General features: G+C 70.6%; 13 protein-coding genes. 4 read left to right on the top strand and 9 right to left on the bottom strand.

From position 1 onward, the window contains the following. The first annotated feature begins 3 nt into the window (after positions 1-3). A complete protein-coding gene (gene recG / locus R3F55_17105) occupies positions 4-2,100 on the top strand; it encodes an ATP-dependent DNA helicase RecG (protein MEZ5669123.1) in 2,097 nt (698 codons plus the stop codon). A 20-nt stretch (positions 2,101-2,120) separates the two neighbouring features. Here recG and R3F55_17100 read toward each other — a convergent pair whose 3' ends face one another. Both R3F55_17100 and R3F55_17095 read right to left on the bottom strand, forming a co-directional pair. After that, positions 2,121-2,894, bottom strand: a complete 774-nt coding sequence (locus R3F55_17100) for a DUF502 domain-containing protein (GenBank protein ID MEZ5669122.1) — start codon at positions 2,892-2,894, stop codon at positions 2,121-2,123. An 88-nt stretch (positions 2,895-2,982) separates the two neighbouring features. Next, positions 2,983-6,078: a phosphoenolpyruvate carboxylase gene (locus R3F55_17095; GenBank protein ID MEZ5669121.1), complete on the bottom strand. Its 3,096-nt coding sequence runs from the start codon at positions 6,076-6,078 to the stop codon at positions 2,983-2,985. A 236-nt stretch (positions 6,079-6,314) separates the two neighbouring features. Between R3F55_17095 and R3F55_17090 the strand changes: the two genes are divergently transcribed. Further along, complete coding sequence (locus tag R3F55_17090) at positions 6,315-8,222, top strand: hypothetical protein (GenBank protein MEZ5669120.1); 1,908 nt, start codon at positions 6,315-6,317, stop codon at positions 8,220-8,222. A 13-nt stretch (positions 8,223-8,235) separates the two neighbouring features. Here R3F55_17090 and R3F55_17085 read toward each other — a convergent pair whose 3' ends face one another. Together R3F55_17085 and R3F55_17080 are read right to left on the bottom strand one after the other, a co-directional pair. Next, a complete protein-coding gene (locus tag R3F55_17085) occupies positions 8,236-8,799 on the bottom strand; it encodes a nitroreductase (GenBank protein ID MEZ5669119.1) in 564 nt (187 codons plus the stop codon). Positions 8,800-8,870: 71 nt separating this feature from the next. Then, positions 8,871-11,384 (bottom strand): cation:proton antiporter, encoded by a 2,514-nt coding sequence (locus R3F55_17080; GenBank protein ID MEZ5669118.1) that lies wholly within the window; start codon positions 11,382-11,384, stop codon positions 8,871-8,873. 321 nt (positions 11,385-11,705) lie between these two features. Here R3F55_17080 and R3F55_17075 point away from each other — a divergent pair, with 321 nt between their 5' ends. After that, positions 11,706-12,044 (top strand): hypothetical protein, encoded by a 339-nt coding sequence (locus tag R3F55_17075; protein MEZ5669117.1) that lies wholly within the window; start codon positions 11,706-11,708, stop codon positions 12,042-12,044. A 76-nt stretch (positions 12,045-12,120) separates the two neighbouring features. Here the strand turns inward: R3F55_17075 and R3F55_17070 are convergent, their stop codons facing one another. The 4 genes from R3F55_17070 to R3F55_17055 form a co-directional block, all read right to left on the bottom strand. Then, positions 12,121-13,617 (bottom strand): cytochrome P450, encoded by a 1,497-nt coding sequence (locus tag R3F55_17070; protein MEZ5669116.1) that lies wholly within the window; start codon positions 13,615-13,617, stop codon positions 12,121-12,123. Positions 13,618-13,621: 4 nt separating this feature from the next. Continuing rightward, complete coding sequence (locus tag R3F55_17065) at positions 13,622-13,945, bottom strand: hypothetical protein (GenBank protein MEZ5669115.1); 324 nt, start codon at positions 13,943-13,945, stop codon at positions 13,622-13,624. A 6-nt stretch (positions 13,946-13,951) separates the two neighbouring features. After that, the gene (locus tag R3F55_17060) at positions 13,952-14,590 is read right to left on the bottom strand and encodes an acyl-homoserine-lactone synthase (GenBank protein MEZ5669114.1); all 639 of its coding nucleotides are present in this window, start codon (positions 14,588-14,590) and stop codon (positions 13,952-13,954) included. A 98-nt stretch (positions 14,591-14,688) separates the two neighbouring features. Then, the gene (locus R3F55_17055; protein ID MEZ5669113.1) at positions 14,689-15,456 is read right to left on the bottom strand and encodes a LuxR family transcriptional regulator; all 768 of its coding nucleotides are present in this window, start codon (positions 15,454-15,456) and stop codon (positions 14,689-14,691) included. A gap of 140 nt (positions 15,457-15,596) precedes the next feature. Between R3F55_17055 and R3F55_17050 the strand changes: the two genes are divergently transcribed. After that, positions 15,597-16,244, top strand: coding sequence for a hypothetical protein (locus tag R3F55_17050; GenBank protein ID MEZ5669112.1), 648 nt, complete (start codon positions 15,597-15,599; stop codon positions 16,242-16,244). 24 nt (positions 16,245-16,268) lie between these two features. On the opposite strand, the gene R3F55_17045 is transcribed toward R3F55_17050, so the two are convergent. Next, positions 16,269-16,706, bottom strand: coding sequence for an SRPBCC family protein (locus R3F55_17045; protein ID MEZ5669111.1), 438 nt, complete (start codon positions 16,704-16,706; stop codon positions 16,269-16,271). Positions 16,707-16,807 lie beyond the last annotated feature (101 nt).

Raw genomic sequence — 16,807 nt, 5'->3', positions numbered from 1 at the left:
GCCATGCGACCGCCGATCCTGTTCGACCTGTTCAAGCCGATCGACCGCCTGTCCGGCGTCGGCCCGGCCGTGGCGGCGAAACTGGAGCGCCTGGGCATCGCACGCGTGATCGACCTGCTGTGGCACCTGCCGACCCAGGTGATCGACCGTCGCGACCGGCCGCAGGTCTCGCTGGCGCGGATCGGCACGGTCGTCACCCTGCAGGTGCGCGTGCTGGAGCATCACCCGCCGGCGACGTCGCGCCAGCCCTATCGGATCTATTGCGGCGACGACAGCGGCGAGATCGCGCTGGTCTTCTTCCGCGCGCGGCCCGACTACCTGCAGCGCCTGCTGCCGGTCGGCGCCGAGCGCATCGTCAGCGGCCGGGTCGATTCGTTCAACGACCAGCTGCAGATGGCGCATCCCGACCATGTCATCGACCCGGCCGAGCTCGACCGGCTGGCGCTGGTCGAGCCGGTCTATCCGATGACCGAAGGCCTGTCGCCGAAGACCCTGCACAAGCTGGTGCAGGCGGCGGTCAAGGTCGCGCCCGCGCTGCCGGAGTGGCTGGAGCCGCATCACCGGCAGCGGACCCGCTGGCCGGACTGGCGGGCCGCGCTGGAGGCGGTGCACGCGCCGGGTTCGCCGCAAGAGATCGATCCGCGCGCGCCGGCGCGGCTGCGGCTGGCCTATGACGAGCTGCTTGCCAACCAGCTGGCGCTGATGGTGGTGCGGACCCGCCAGCGGACGCAGCGCGGGCGGCCGACCGCCGGCGACGGCAGCCTGCGCGCGAAGGCCGCAGCCGCCCTGCCCTACGCGCTCACCGGCGCGCAGCGGCGCGCGATCGGCGAGATCGTCGCCGACATGGCCTCGGACGAGCGGATGCTGCGGCTGCTGCAGGGCGACGTCGGCAGCGGCAAGACAGCGGTCGCGCTGATGGCGATGCTGAATGCGGCAGAGGCGGGGCGCCAGGCCGCGCTGATGGCGCCGACCGAGATCCTCGCCCGCCAGCACTTCCAGACCATCGCGCCGCTGGCGGCGGCCTGCGGGGTGACCGCGGCGGTGCTGACCGGGCGCGACAAGAGCCGCGAGCGCCGCGAGGCGCTGGGCCGGCTCGCCGACGGGCGCGCCGCCATCGCCATCGGCACCCATGCGCTGTTCCAGGAGGAGGTGGCGTTCCACGACCTTGCCCTGGTCATCATCGACGAGCAGCACCGCTTCGGCGTGCACCAGCGGCTGCTGCTGGCCGGCAAGGGCGAGCGCGCCGACACACTGGTGATGACCGCAACCCCGATCCCGCGCACGCTGGCGCTGGCCTTCTACGGCGACATGGACCAGTCGATCCTGGACGAGAAGCCGCCGGGACGCGCGCCGGTCGACACCCGTGCCGTGCCGATGGACCGGCTCGACGAGGTGGTCGCCGGCATCGACCGGGCGGTGAACGAGGGCGCCAAGGTCTATTGGGTGTGCCCGCTGGTCGAGGAGTCGGAGCAGTCGCCGCTGACCGCCGCTGCCGACCGGCACGCGATGGTGGCGCGCGTGCTGCGGCACCGGATCGGCCTTGTGCACGGCCGGCTGTCGGGCCCGGAGAAGGACCGGGCGGTGCAGCGCCTGGCACTGCCGCGCGACGACCCGGACGCCCTCGACGTGCTGGTCGCAACCACGGTGATCGAGGTCGGCGTCGACGTGGCGGACGCCACCGTCATGGTGATCGAGCTTGCCGAACGCTTCGGGCTGGCGCAGCTGCACCAGTTGCGCGGCCGGGTCGGCCGCGGCAACCGGCCCGGAACCTGCCTGCTGCTCTACCAGGCGCCGCTGGGCGAAACCGCGCGGGCGCGGCTGGCGATGATGCGCGAGACCGACGACGGCTTCCGCATCGCCGAGGAGGATCTCCGGCTGCGCGGCAGCGGCGAACTGCTGGGCGTGAAACAGGCCGGCATGCCGCAGATGCGCGTGGCCGACCTGATGGCGCACGCCGATCTGCTGCCGGTGGCTCGCGACGACGCGCGGCTGGCGATGGAACGCGATCCCGAGCTGGCCTCGCCGCGCGGCCAGGCGCTGCGGGTGCTGCTGTACCTGTTCGAGCGCGACGCCGCGGTTCCGCTGCTGCGTTCCGGCTGACCGCCGGGCGACAGGCGCGCTCAGGCCGCCGGTTTCTCGGCCTGCCCGTCCGCGTCCTCGCCGGGCGCGGCAATTCGCGGCGCCTCGCCGTCGCGGTAGGAGGCCACCGTCGGCTGGGCGCGCTCCTCCTCCGGGCGCTTGTCCTCCGGCGTCACCATGCCGCCGGAGACCACCATCTTGATGCCCTCCTCCACCGACATGCTGAGCACCACCAGTTCCTTGCGCGGCACGAACAGGAAGAAGCCGGAGGTGGGGTTCGGCGTCGTCGGCACGAACACATTGACCAGTTCGTCCTCGGTCAGGCTCTGCACCTCGCCCTGGGTGACGCCGGTGATGAAGCCGAGCGTCCAGGTGCCGTGGCGGGGATATTCGAACAGCACGACCTCGCGGAACGAGCCCGACTGGTTCTGGAACACCATCTCCAGAACCTGCTTGAGGAAGGCATAGATGCCGCGCACCACCGGCAGACGGCCGAGCAGCCCCTCGTAGCTGTTGCGCAGCAGCCGGCCGAGATAGCCGGTGGTCAGCGCGCCGATGACGGTGATGCCGACCAGCGCCACCACCAGGCCGACGCCGGGCAGCTCGAACGGCAGATACTGGCTCGGCCACCAACCCGGCGGCAGCAACGGCTTCACCGCCCGGTCGATCCAGTCGACGATGGCCAGCACCAGCCAGACGGTCAGCCCGATCGGCGCCGTCGCCAGCAGGCCGGCGATGAACCAGCGCCGCAGGCGCCAGAACACCCCGCCGCGCCGCTTCTTCCGCTTCTGGTCTTCAACCTGCCTGGCGTTCATGCCCGTCCCCACCCGGCTCCGCGCGACCCCGGGCAATAGAACGCCGCATCGCCGCGCCGGTCGTCAAGCCGCGGGTCGGTTCTCCGGTTCAGCCGAGCGCGCCGATGTCGTAGATAACGCCGCTGCTGATCCGCCGGATCAGGCGATAGAGCGCGTCGATCGGCTGGAAGATCTCGATGTGCTCGCGCAGATAGGACTGCGTCTCCTCGCTGCGATAGCTCGCCGGCTCGCCGAAGCCCTGGTCGGTGGCGGTCGGATCGGTGCGCGGGAAGATGCGCTCCAGCTGATCGACCGCGTGCTCCACGTCGAGATGCAGGATCTGGGCGACCAGCGCCTCGGGCGTGGTGCCATGCTGGGCGCTGAAGTCGGGAATGTGCACGGCCAGCCGGCAGAGCTGCTGGACCAGCGCGACGCGCAGCGCGTGCAGCAGCTCCAGGTTGCCGCGCCGCTCCGCCTCTCCCAGCGCATGGCCCGCCGGCACCACGTCCGCGCGCAGGTCGGCCAGGGCGTCGTCCAGGTCGGCGCAGTCGCGGCTGAGCTTGCGGTAGATGCGGACCAACCGCTCGTGGGTACGGCTGCGCTCCAGGTGCGTCGCGACCGCGCGGGCGGCGATGCGGCGATCGCGGTCGGTCTCGTGCGCCGCCAGCAGCAGCCACAGCCCGGGGTCGACCGTGTCGATATAGGCCTTAAGCGCATCCAGGCTGGAAAAGGCGCGGGCATATTCGATCATGCCGATCAACCGACGGAACCGCGCCGAATCCGCATAGAGCGCGCGGAACTGGCCCGGATCGCGCCGGATCGCCCGGCCGAGCCCGCCCAGCGTGTTGGCCAGGAAGCCCATCTGCTGCAGGATCGCATTGTGCGGGATCGCGCGGATCTGCGACGGATGCAGGCTCGCGGCATCGTCGCCGAAGTCGTGCTGCCGCCGCACCGCGCGACTGCCGGTGCTGTACAGCAGGTTCGGCCCGTAAACCCCCAGCAACGCTGCATAATCCGGATCGTCCATGATCTCGGCGTTGAAGCGCTCCACCGCGGTGAAGAACTCCTGCATGTGGGCCTGCGCCGCATAGAACGGGTCGCCCAGCCCCTCGCTCGCCGGCAGCGGACCGAGCACATGCTCGATCACCCGGCACAGCGAGGTGAAGGCGATCGCCGGGGTCACGTAGTAGAGATAGCCGTCGCCGCCCTGGAAGCTGACCTCCTGCTTCAGCGCGATGCCGGCCTCAGCCAGCGCCTCGCGCACATGCGGGCTGCAGACATAGTCCAACCGGTCCTCGAAGCTGGCGGGATGGCCGCCGCGGCCGATCGACTCGCCGTGGGTGTTGAAGATCAGCAGCTCGACATCCGACAGGCCATGTGCGGCCATGGTGGCGCCGACCCGCCCCTGCAGGCGCTCGATCGCCACCGATGCCGCGGTCTGGCCCAGATAGCGGCCGGCATCGGAAAAGCCGGTCTGGATGCACAGCCGGCCACGCTGCCGCACATAGTCGACATAGTGCGGCTGGGCGAGCAGTTCCTCGACGATCTCGTGACCGCGCTCCAGCGCCGCCTCGGTCTCGAACAGCGGCGAGATGTCGATCGATTGCTCGATGCCGAACAGCTTGGCGTAGTACAGCGCCGCCAGCACGGTGAACGGCGTCTCGCACTCCGCGATCAGGAAGCGCACCGGGTTGGTGCGGTCGATGTATTTCAGCATCTGGGTGACGATCATGAACAGCCGCTTGGCCGAGGCGCGCTCCGCCATCACCGAGCCGAAGTTGATGGTCACCGGCTCGACGGTGTCGATCATCGCGTTGACGGCGGCCAGATAGGTGTTGCGGCTGGTCGGGTCGTCCGGCGGGCTTTCCATCCCGACCGCCTTGCGGATGGCGTTGTGCAGCTGGCTGGCGTTCAGCCGGACGTGGGTCTCGGCCATGCTCAGCCCGAAATTGGCGATCTCCGCCCGCAGCACGCACAGCGCGGCGACGCCGTCCGCGGCGCGGGTCAGGCCGACCGCCCGGTCGACCAGGTCGATCAGCGCGCCGACCTCGATCAGCCGCTCGCCGCGCTCGGCGTACATCCGCTGCGCGATGCCGCGCACCAGATCGGCGTCGTCGCGCCCGGCGATGGCGTCGAACGCCGCCTGCTCGTCGCGGGCGTGGCGCAGGGTCAGGGCGATGCGGGTGTCGAACAGCTCCAGCGTCCGGCGCAGATCCTCGTCGCGCGGCGCCCGGGCATGGGCCTCGATCAGTTGGCGGGCGGAGGCGGAGTAGTGTTCGAGCTGGCGGATCTGCACCAGCAGCCGCTTCTTGAAGGTGTGGAACCACTGGATGTCCGAGCGTCCGTCCAGGTCGTAGCCGACCCAGCTGGCCAGGGTCACCAGGCGCGGCCGCAACTGGCGCCAGTTGTCGGGATAGAGCTCGGCGGCAACCTCGAACACGATGCGATAGACCCGCTGCAGCGCGGACCGGGCATTGGCGATCGCGACCAGCGACAACCGGTGTTCCAGCGCAAGGTCGATCGAGGGTTCCGGCCGGTGGTCGGCGGCCAGCAGCTGGCGCAGGCGGTTGTCGACCGCCCCGTCGTCGAGCCGGCGGCCGTCGGCCCCGACGCCGGCACCGAGCTCGGCAAGGCAGACCAGCAGCGGCTCGGCCAGCGAGAAGGTCGGGTGGGCCGTGAAGACCACGCCGAACGGCGCCGCCTCCATGCGCCGCTTGAAGCTGGTGAACGGCGCCTTGATCGGCTGGTCGCCGGTCCCCTTTTCCAGGGCGGCGCGGCGGATCAGGTCGCGCAACGCGGCATCGTTGCGCTCCGGGTCGCGGTTGCCGAGATAGCCGGCAAGGCGCTCGGCGCGGACGGCGAAGGCCTCGGCACACAGCAGCTGGACCAGCCCGTCGACGAGGGCGAGCCCGATCTGGCCGCGCTCCAGCATGCGGGTGATCTCCAGCGCAAGCCGCTGGATCGGGTTGCCGTAGGGGTCCGCCTCGGCCGCCATGCGGAAGCCGTCGAGCAGGTCCTCCAGCTGGCGCCGCAGCACCAGGCTTTCGGCCGGCGCGGCTCGCCCGAAGGCGCCCGCGGCGGACGGCAGCTCACCGCCGGGCGCGCCCGCCTCCGCGATCGCCAGCAGCCGGGCCGGCAGCTCCTCGTCCGACCCTCGGTCGGCAACGGTCGTCGGCGCTTGCTGGCGCGCTGCAGCCTTGGACATGGCTTTCCCCCGGGGTCGCAGTCAGCGGTTCGGCCCCGTTCGCACGCTGCAATCGGCGCGCCATCGGGCCCGTCACCGGCGCCGGGAAGGTGGGCCAAGCGGTGCGACAAAGCAAGCCCGCGGGCCGCTCGCGGCGCGGAACCTCCGCACTCCTGCCGTATTTCGAAGCCAGCGTGCATCGTGTATGCACCGGTTGGCGCGGCCTCGCGCCCGCCGTCCTTGGCCATGGAAGAAGCGTGACGACCCGGTCCCCACAGCACGAGCAATCCCTGCCGGCGGCGATCTGGCATGCGCTGTTCGGCGGCCCGCTGCTGCGGCTGCCGCCCGCGCGCACGCGCGAGGCACGGCGGCTCCGGCTCGCGCTCACCGCTTCGGTCGCGTTCCACAGCGTGCTGCTGGCCGGCGGGGCCCTGGTGGCGGCCGGCGCGGTGCTGCAGGGCGGCGGCGACGTCGCCGGCATCGAGATCGTGCTCGACACCCGCGGCCTGGACAGCGGCCCGATGGCCGGGCGCAGCTATGCCCCGCCGCAAGAGCTCGCCGAACGCGCGCCGACGGACGACGCGCCGCCGCCCGACGCGGCGCCGGAAGCGGTGCCCGATGAGCTGGAGGAACCGCCGCCGGAGCTGACCGAGGCGCCGCAGCCGCTGCCCGACGACCCGCAGCCGGTGCCGCCGATCGAAACGCCTGCGGCCGCCCCGCCACAGCAGCTGGCCGCACTGGACCTGCCGGAACGGTCCGACGGCCTGCCGGAGCAGATCGAGCGACCGCGCGGCATCGAGCCGTTCGAAACGCCGCCGGCGGCGGTCGACGACGTGCCAGTCGTCGCCGAGTCCCCACCGCCGGCCCAGGCCGCGCCGACGCCGCTGCAGCCGCTGCCGCCGATCGACGCACCGGCCGCGCCGACGGCCGCTGTCGACGCCCAGGCGGACGCCGTGCCGGCGCCGGCCCTGCCGGCATTCGTCGAGCCCGTCGCCGCCGTGCCGGCGCAGCAAACGACGCCGGCCCCGCCGGTTCCCGCCCTGGTCGCCCCGCCGGCTCCGGCGGCACCCGAGCCGGCCGCACTGGAGCCGGTTGCGCTGCCCGGCACCCAGCTGGCGTCGCTGGAGCCGCCGCAACCCTTCGTGCGCAGCCTGGCCCCGGCGCCCGCCGTGCCCGAGGCCTCGCCGGTTCCGGCGGCGCCGACGCCCGACGAGGCCGCGACCGAGACGCAGCCGGAGGCGCCGCTGGCGATCGCACTGCCGCCTGAGCCGGCTACGCCGGAGCCGCCGGCGCTGGACGAGCCGCCGCCGCCGGAGCAGTTCGTCCCGCCGCCGGGCCCGGTCGAATGGGTGCAGCCGATCGCGCCGCCGCGCTACGACCCGCGGATCGAGGATGCGCTCGCCGCCGTGCAGACCGGCCGGCCGGAAGGGCCCGAAAGCGCGATTGCCGCCATCCTGGCCGAGATCAGTTGCGGCCATCTCGACGCCGACGTGACCGTCGACGGCAGCGTCGCCGTGCGCGGCTTCATGACGTCCAGCGACGAGCAGGCCGAAGTGCGCCAGCGGCTTTCGGAGATCAACGGCATCGCCGGCGTCGCCGACGACAATGTCGTGGTCGTCGGCGACGGCCTCTGCAGCGGGCTCGGTGTCTATGCCGGCGCCGGCGCCGAGATCGCCCCCGACGCCGAACCGATGGACCACCTGCCGCCCGAACTGCGGCCCGACCCGCTGTTCGGGATGATCCAGGGCGGCCGGGCGGCCTTCGCGGAAGCGCAGTATCTCGAGGTCTATGTCGAGACGCCGGACTACCCCGCCCACGTCTACATCGACTTCTTCAAGCCGAACGGCGAGGTGGTCCACCTGCTGCCGAGCGAGCTGAACCCGACGCCGGCCAACTACTACCCGGCGGCGGCCACCACCATTCCGATCAGCGCGGCCGAGCCGGGCTCGATCGCGGTGCCGGCCGGCCCGCCCTACGGTACCGGCATGGTGGTCACGCTGTCGACCAGCGCACCGCTGTTCGACCTGTCGCCGCCGCGCCCGCGCGTGGAACTGGCCGAAGGCTATCTCGCCGCGCTGGAAGAGGAACTGCAGCGCCGGGCGCTGACGCCCGACTTCCGGTCGCAATACGGCTACGTCTTCGTCGAGACCCAGCAGCAGCCGTGAGCGACGGCGCCGCTCAGGCGCCGGTCCAGGCGGAGACGAACGGGGCGGTGTCGACCTGGCGCGGCGCCGGCGCGGCGTCGGTGGTGCCGATGTAGAGCAGGCCGACCAGCTCGTCGGTCTCGGCCAGCCCGAAGGCGGACTTGAACGCCGCATCGCGCGCGATCGGCCCGGTCTTCCACATGCAGCCATAGCCCTTGGCATGGGCCGCAAGCTGGATGTTCTGCGCGGCGCAGCCGGCCGACAGCACCTGCTCGACCACCGGGATCTTCGGATGGTCGGCCTGCACCTTGGCGGCCACCACCACGATCAACGGCGCGCGCAGCGGCTTCTCGGCTTCCCGCTCCAGCAACGGCGCCGGCGCATCCGGCTCGCGCGCCCGCAGGTTGTCGGCCATCAGCGCACCGAGCCTGGCCCGCGCATCGCCGGCAATGACGAACAGGCGCCAGGGCTTCAGCTTGCCGTGGTCCGGCGCGCGCAGCGCGGTCGCCAGGATCTCGTCGAGCTCGGCACCCGCGGGCGCCGGGTCCACCAGCCGCGCCGGGGTCACCCGCGTGTTCAGCGCCGTCATGGCATCCATCGGTCATCCTCCCCATCGATTCACCCGACCGGAACGTCAATTGGCACGGGCGCCGCCGGGAGGCAATGCGCTCAAGCGCCAGCGGCCTGTTCTTCCATGCCCAGATTCTGCTCCAGGCGGCGGCGGGCCACCTCGAACACATGCTCGCGCAACTCCGGCTGGGTGCCGAGGAAAGCGGAGAAGTCGCGGCTGCGCAGCACCAGCACCTCGCAATAGCCGAGCGCGGTGACGTCGGCGGTGCGCGGGCGATTGAACACCAGTGCGATCTCGCCGAAGAACTCGCCGGAGCCGAGGCGTGTGGTCGCGGCATCCCCGCCGCTGACCTCGACGGCGCCGGACAGCAGAAAGAACATGGCGTCGCCGCGCTCGCCGGCGGTGACGATACGCTCGCCGGGCATGATCAGCCGCTTGCGCAGCAGGGCCGCCAGCCCCCGCCGCTGCGCCGGGTCGAGATCGGCGAACAGCGGCACCCGTGTGATCAGCTCCTCGACCGGCGCCGACACGTCGAGCCGCGGGCGACGTTCGGCCCGCGCCCAGCGCGAACGCCAGTCGCGCATCAGGGTGGTGTGGACCTCGTGGCCGATCATGGCGTCGTCGAGCAGCGCGCGATAGGCGGCATCTTCCATGCGCATGGCGATCCGGTTCATCTGCACCGTCTTCAGCGCCATCGCATAGTCGGGATACTGCAGCTCCAGCGCCTGCAGGCCGGTGGCGATGCGCAGCATCCGCGCCTGCAGGGTGCGGTCGAGTACAGCCTGCGCCTCGGCGCCGGTCATGCCGGTCAGCCGCCCGCGGGCGAAGGCGGCCAGCTCGCGCACCGCCACCCGCATCGCCAGCAGCGTCTCGTATCGATCGGCCAGCACGCGCGACAGCATCCGCTCGACATGCAGGCGCCGGTTGATCCAGATCGCGATCCGCATCGCCGGCGAGAAGCGCAGCGAGCGGTCCACCGCCGCCTCGTAGCCGTCGAGCCGGGCGGCCTTGACCGCGTCGGCCAGCCGGCCGGCGAAGGCAAGCAGGGCGCGGTTGGTGTGCCGCGACACGATGCGCTGGGCGAACAGGTCCTCGTAGACCTGCCGCTCCTGCGCGGCGAGCGCGGTCAGCCCGATATAGACGCGGTCGTCGAGCGGCAGGCCGGCGACGGTCTCCGCCTCCCCCTCCAGCTGGGTGCGGCGGCCGTCGAAAACGGCGCACACCGCGCTGGTGATCGCCGGCTCGACGCCGTAGCGCCGCGCGATCTCGCGCAGGTCGTCCTGCACCTTGTCGAGGGCAAGATCGATCGCACGGGCCCGCACCAGCCGGTCCGCCCGGCTGAGCCTGGTCAGCCCCAGCCAGCGGATCATCGCCGGCAGCGTGGTGGCGTTGACGAACAGGGTGAACAGCACGAAGCCGGTGGCAAGCGTCGCGACCAGCCGCCGCGTCTCCGCGTCGATCTCCGGGTGCTCGGTCACCGCCAGGGCCAGCGCCAGCGTCAGCGCGCCGCGCACGCCGCCCCACCAGATCGCGATCATGAAGCCGCGCGACAGCCGCTGGCCCATGCGGAAGCGTGCGATCAGCGGGAACGACACCGCCAGCACCGCCCAGCGCGCGGCGAAGGCCGTCGCCACCATCACCGCCAGCATGGCGACCTCGGCCCAGCCGATCGTGCTGACCAGCCGCGGCATCGCCATCGCCGCCAGCAGGAACACCAGGCCGCTGGCCCAGTAGGCGACCTGGCTCCAGACGTCGAGCATGACCGGCCAGCTTTCCGGCGTCATGCGCGTGCGCCCCCAGGAGCCGACGAACAGCCCGGCCGCGACCACAGAGACCACCCCCGAAACGCCGATCACGGCCTCGGCGACGGCATAGGCCAGATAGGCCAGCGCCAGCGTGACCGTGACCTCGGCATAGCGCATGCCATGGAGATGCGGCAGGATCAGGCACGCCACCCAGGCACAGGCCACGCCGACGACCAGGCCGCCGGCCAGGTCGACGCTGAACATGAAGGTGACGTCGCCCCAGTCCGCCGCGCCGAGGTAGAGCGTCAGGTTGAAGAATATGGCATAGAGCGCGATGGCGGCGGCGTCGTTGAGCAGGCTTTCGCCCTCGATCAGGATGCCGAGCCGGCGCGGCGCACCGACATCGCGGAACAGGCCGACCACCGCCGACGGGTCGGTCGTGGCGACGATCGCGCCGATCAGCAGGCACACCGACAAGGCCAGGTCGAAGGCCATGCCCAGGCCGAAGCCGATGGCCAGCGTGGTCACAACGACGGCGACCACGGCGAGTACGAAGATCGCCCAGAAATCGTCGAGCAGCCGGCGCACGTTCAGCGCCAGCGCCACCTCGAACAGCAGTGTCGGCAGGAACAGATAGGTCAGTGCGTCGGACGGCAACGCGATGCCGCTCAACGCGTGCAGCAGCGTGCCGCCGAACCCGTCCGGCGACCAGGCGACGCCGAGCACGATGACCGAGCCCAGGGCCAGCCCGAACACCGCCAGCAGCACCGTGTGCGGCACGGCCAGCTGTTCGGCCAGCGGCTGCAGCACCGCCACCAGCAACAGCAGCAGCGCCACGGCAATGACCAGAAATGCGACCTCAGGCATCGGAACGCCGACCGGTCATGGGAAGCGAGGCCCCCTGTTCCACGACGTCGCGCAGCAGGCGCGGCAGGGATGGCTTACCGTCTCGCCCCGCGGCGGGCAATGACGGTCGCCGCGCCGGCCCGCGCCCATGCGCGGCCGCCGGGGCCGCGCGGCCGTTCACGCGATCGTATTCCGATGTGTGCGCACGCGGTGAGCCGGATCACACCACGCCCGCGCGCGGCGCCCAATCTCAGTCCCGATACCCCGCACAGGGCCGCGCCGGCCGCACGACACAGCGGCTCAGCAGGCGACGCCCGTCGGGGCGCGTACGGGAGAACTGCCATGCGCACCACGTCGAACGCCAGCCCATTCAATCCGTTCCGCGCGGCCGCGGCCGCCTTCGCCTTCGCCGGCGCAGCCGTCGTGTCGGCCGCTCCGGCATCCGCGCAGCAGATGCTGTGCGGCGAACGCGACGGCATCGTCTCGACTTTGTCGGACAGCTGGCACGAGGAACGCACCGCGATCGGACTGTCGAACACCGGCGCCGTCTACGAGGTGTTCAGCTCGCCCGACGGCACCTGGACCATTCTGCTGACCACACCCGACGGACCGACGTGCCTGGTCGGCGCCGGCGAGCACTGGGAAACCATGATGCTGCAGGTCGCCGGCGAGCCGGTCTGACGCCGGCCCGCGGCCATGCAAGCGACCGGCCGGCCCCCTTGCGAGGGGCCGGCCGGCTGAGCCTGCATCCGGTGGCTTAAGCCGCCTGGCGCACCTGTCGGGGGGTGACATGTGCGCGAACAGGCCCGTCCGGACGCAGGGTAATCATCGGCGCGGCCTGAACCGACGACGGGTCGTCGACGGTCACGTCGAACCGCTGCAGCGTCATCGCCATGATGATCAGCGCCTCGAAGATGGCGAAACGCGAGCCGAGGCAGTGGCGCGGCCCCTTGGCAAAGGGGAAATAGGCGAACTGGTCGTGGCGCGGCTCCAGGAAGCGCTCCGGCCGGAACCGTTCCGGATCGCCCCACAGTGCGGTGCGGTGATGCACCGCATAGGGGCACAGGATGACCGTCTGGTCCTTGGCCACCGCCAGGCTGCGGCCGTCGCTGAGCGGGATCCGCTCCGCCGCGTTGGCCTGCCGCGACAGGGTCCACACCGTCGGATGCACCCGCAGCGTCTCGTCGAGCACCGCGCGGCAGTATTTCAGCCGCTGCACGCTTTCCAGCGTCGGCGCGGAGCCGCCGAGCTCGCGGTCGATCTCCGCCAGCACCTGCTCGCGCACCGCCGGGTTGCGGCTCAGCTCCAGCCACACCCAGCACATGGCGTTCGCCGTGGTCTCGTGGCCGGCCAGGATGAACGACCGCACCTCGTCGACCAGGATCGACGGCTGGAACCCGCCGGCCTTCGGGTCGGAATAGGCCGCGATGAAGGCGTCGAGCAGGTCGTCCTGCGGGACGCCGGACTGGCGCCGCTCGGCGATCACCTTTTCCACCAGCTCGGCGATGACCGCGTGCGCCCTGGCGCAGGCCCGGTTGTGCGGGGTCGGAACCCACGGCGGCAGCGAGACGAACGACCACGCCCGCTTCTCGGCGTCGGCCAGCAGCGTCGCCAGCGCCTCGTACAGCGCCGCATACTCGCCGTCCATGCGATAGCCGAGCAGCGAACGCAGGATGATGTCGAGCGTCACCCGCGTCATCTCCGGCGCCAAGTCGCCGGCCCAGGCACGGGCCGGGAACGGACCACCGGCCCAACCACCGGCGGCCGCGCTCCCGGCCGATTCCGTCTGCGGGTCGGCACCGGCCCGGCCCGACCAGCGGTCCAGCATCTCGCCGGTGGCCGCCACCATCGCGCCCAGCAGGGCCGGCATCTTGCAGCCCTGAAAGGCCGGGTTGGCGACGCGCCGCTGGCGCAGCCAGCGCTCGCCCTCGACCATGAAGATGCCGCCGCCGAGCATGGGCTTCAGCGGGCCGTAGAATTTGGACTTGCGGTAATTCTGCCAGTTGTCCTGGAACACGTGGCGCAGCGCGGCGGGATCGTTGAGCATCAGCGCCTTGTGCCCGGCCAGGCTCAGCCCGACGGCCGGCCCGTGTCGGTTGGCCAGCCGCGCGAAGAATGCCAGCGGGTCGGCCCGCATCTGCGGCAGCACGCCGAGCAGCCAGTGGCCGCGCTCGAACGGCGGACTGGCCGGCGCGGCCGCCTCGGCAAGACCGGCCAGGCCGTTGCCGACGTCGCCGACGGTGGTATCGGCCATGACGCTATTCTCCCGGAATCATGTAGGCGGTGCCGTGCAGCTCGTCGCCGCGGTCGGCCGCCCCGCGCTTCTGGCCTGCATCCCGGGGGCGGTGGCGGGCGGACATCGCGTCGAGGTGGTACTCGCGCTCGAACTCGCAGAAGCGCTGTGCATCGCTGACCGAGCGCACGGCGTCGTCCAGCAGCTTCGCGGCCTGGCTCAGGCCGAGCTTGCGCAGCTCGCCCGAGAGATAGACCAGGCAATGCTGAACCGCCGCGGCCTCCTTCGACGGCGCCTTGTCGTCCGCAATAAGCCCGTTCAACGGATTGTCGAAATTCCTTGCGTCCATAATGCTTTACTCCGCTGCAATGGCCGGCACGTCGTCGCGGACGAGCACCGAGCCGACGATCTCGTTTCGCCGCCGGCAGGCGTCGAGGACCTGGTGGTTGATCAGGAAGCGACCTGCCAGCGCGGCGGTGACGCCGATGCGCTTGATCGCGGTTTTCCAGACCGGCTGGCAACCGATCCGGGGCAGCAGCCGGGCGATCCGCAGATCGTAGACCGTGACCACCTCGTCGATGCCCATCTCGAGGCAGTATTCGATCAGCCCGCAGAACAACTCGCCGGTGATGCGATGGATCTGCTGCGCCGAATGCTCGCCGTTGCCGTCGTCCTCGATGGCAAAGCGGCTGCATTCCCAGATGCGCGCCGAGCGCGGCACCGGCTCGCCGTCCATCAGCACCGAGAAGATGTCGGGCAGCATGTAGGGACCGGTGGTCGGCAACAGCCGCCAGGTCCCGATGACGCGCTCGGAATCGTCGAGCGCCAGGAAATAATACGGGCTCAGCGAGTCATAGCGATCGATCTCGCGGCCGTTGTCGACCGTGACATCCCATCCCATACGCTCGTAGAACACACGATAACGCAGCTCGAACATCTGCTGCATCAGGTCGCCGTAGGCCTGATAGTCGTACGGCGTCAGCACCCTGATCACCTGATCGCCTCCTTCCTGGTTTTGACCAGGATGGAAGCGCCGGCGCCGGGCTGGCGCTATCCGGGGAGTTCCCTATTGCAAGATAGGTGAATTCCTCGTTAGTCTAGCGGTTTGAGCCGGGTCCAGAGCTGACTGGAATCCTCGCTGGGCTCGAAGCGATCGGGCTCGATCAGCCCCAGCATATAGGCCTTGATCACGGCATGGACCGTCTTGTAGACGCCCAGTCGCGATCGCGCGCTCGCCAGCTGTTGCTCTACCGTTTTCTCTGAAAGCGATAATATCTGACTGATTTCCCAACAGGATTTGCCGGCGGACGTCCACGCCAGCACGTCGCGCTCGCGCTCCGTCAGCCTTGGCGGCGGTGCGGCCGGTCCGAAGTCCTGACGTTCGAGCAGATGCAGGTGGATCGCCTTGCCGAGGTGTTCGAGCTGCGGGACGATGGTCGGCAGCAGACGGTCGAACTCGCGGTCCGGCAGGTCGCTGGAGACGCTGAGCGTCGACATCACACGATACGGACCATGGATCGGGATGGTCATGCCGCGCTTGATGCCGAACTCGCTCGAATCGCGGAAGACCCGCTGCTCGCGCTCCTCGACATGGTCGACGATATCGCGCCAAAGCAGCGGATTGAGCGATTCGAAGGCGAGCCGGAATGTCGGGTCGCAGTTCTTCAGGTCTTCCTTGAGATAATGTGCGCTGAACTCGCGGGGAAAATTGGACAGATAGTCCTGGCGCCTTCCCGCCGGCGGGCGGACCGCCACGAAGGCGAAGCGGTTACACCCGAGGTCCTCGAATCTTCGCTCGAGCAGGCCCTCCAAACGATCCAAGGGCAGATCCTTCGGAATCGTTATGGCCTCCGTGAGCATCGCGATTCTCCGTCACGACTGAGCGGTGCGCCATGTTTGCACAGGCACACATTAAATTACATTACGCGCACGCAATGCGAATTGCCACCGTCGACTGAGTGTCTATAGTCCACGGGCTCAAGGTAAGATCGAATCCCGCGGTGACAAGCAGCACACCCTCGCGAACCCTGGACTGGCGAGTCTACCTGGTGCGGCCGGACAGTGCGCGAGTTGCGCGCCTGCCGCGGCGCAGCTGGCAGGCCCTGAAGGCCGGCACCGCCTCCCGTCCGGCATACGCCAACCATCCGGTCAGGATCGTCTACGCCTTCATGCTGGCCGACCGGGGCCGGCCGACGCTGCTGCTGGCCCTCGAGGGCTCGGTGTGGCGATTCGACACCGACGGCCGGGTCGACAACCGCGTACCGCCGTTCGACGACCGCCGCATCGGCCTGGAAAGTCCGTTCGCAGCCGACGTCCTGCCGCCGGAAGTGATCTGCACCGGCGACCGCTGGCAGCCCTGCGCCGCGATCCGGCAGGAGATCGAGCGCGAGATCTGGCCCGCCGGCGCGCCGTCGCTGGCACCCGCCGCGCCGGCTCCGGCGCGGGAACGGCCGCGGCCGACGCTGGAGGAGGCGCTGGCGGCGGTCGGCAAGGCCGGCATGGCCCGGACGATGAGCAGGCTGGTCGGCGAACTGGCGCTGACCCAGCCGACCACCGAAAAGCTGATGGCCGCCCTGGCCGTCGAGCCGGATTTCCTGCGCGATCTGATCCTGGCAGAAACCGCGAGCGCCGACGCGCTCGTGCACTGAGCGCGGCGAGCGCCCCCGGGGCGTTCAGCCGCCGAACCGCACCTTCAGTGCATCGAAGCCGCCCTGGAACACGCCGTCGCCGATCAGCTCCTCCAGCGCCTCGTCCTGGCCGGGCGGCGCATCGAATTCTGCGGTCCACTCGACATAGCTGCGGTCGCCGTCGGTGATCGGCACCAGCCGCAGGGTGGCGACGTAGTTCTCCACGCCCATCGGCGACTCCAGGATCGCGTAGGTGCAGGTGAATTCCGCATCGGAAAGCGTCAGCAGCTGCTCGCGGATCACGCCGCCGTCCTTCAGCGTGAAGTTGCGGACGCAGCCGACCTGGTCGGATGCCTTGCCGTCCTCGATCCGGCTCCTGGCGATCGCAGGGTGCCATTTCGGCAGCGCATTGAAGTCGCGGACCAGTGCCCAGACATCCTCCGGCGGAGCATTCAACACGCTGCTGGTGAACACGCTGACCATCGGACCGCACCCTCCCTCGCCGACCCCGCCGCCTACACGGCGGCCAGCGCGACATTAGGCAGATTCGGCCGGCCCGTCTGCGGCTTTCTGGCGGCGGGCGC

It is taken from the genome of Alphaproteobacteria bacterium, assembly GCA_041396705.1.
Classification (GTDB): domain Bacteria; phylum Pseudomonadota; class Alphaproteobacteria; order CALKHQ01; family CALKHQ01; genus CALKHQ01.
Note: the sequence above shows the minus strand (reverse complement) of the source record. Positions and strands in the feature narration are given on the sequence as shown.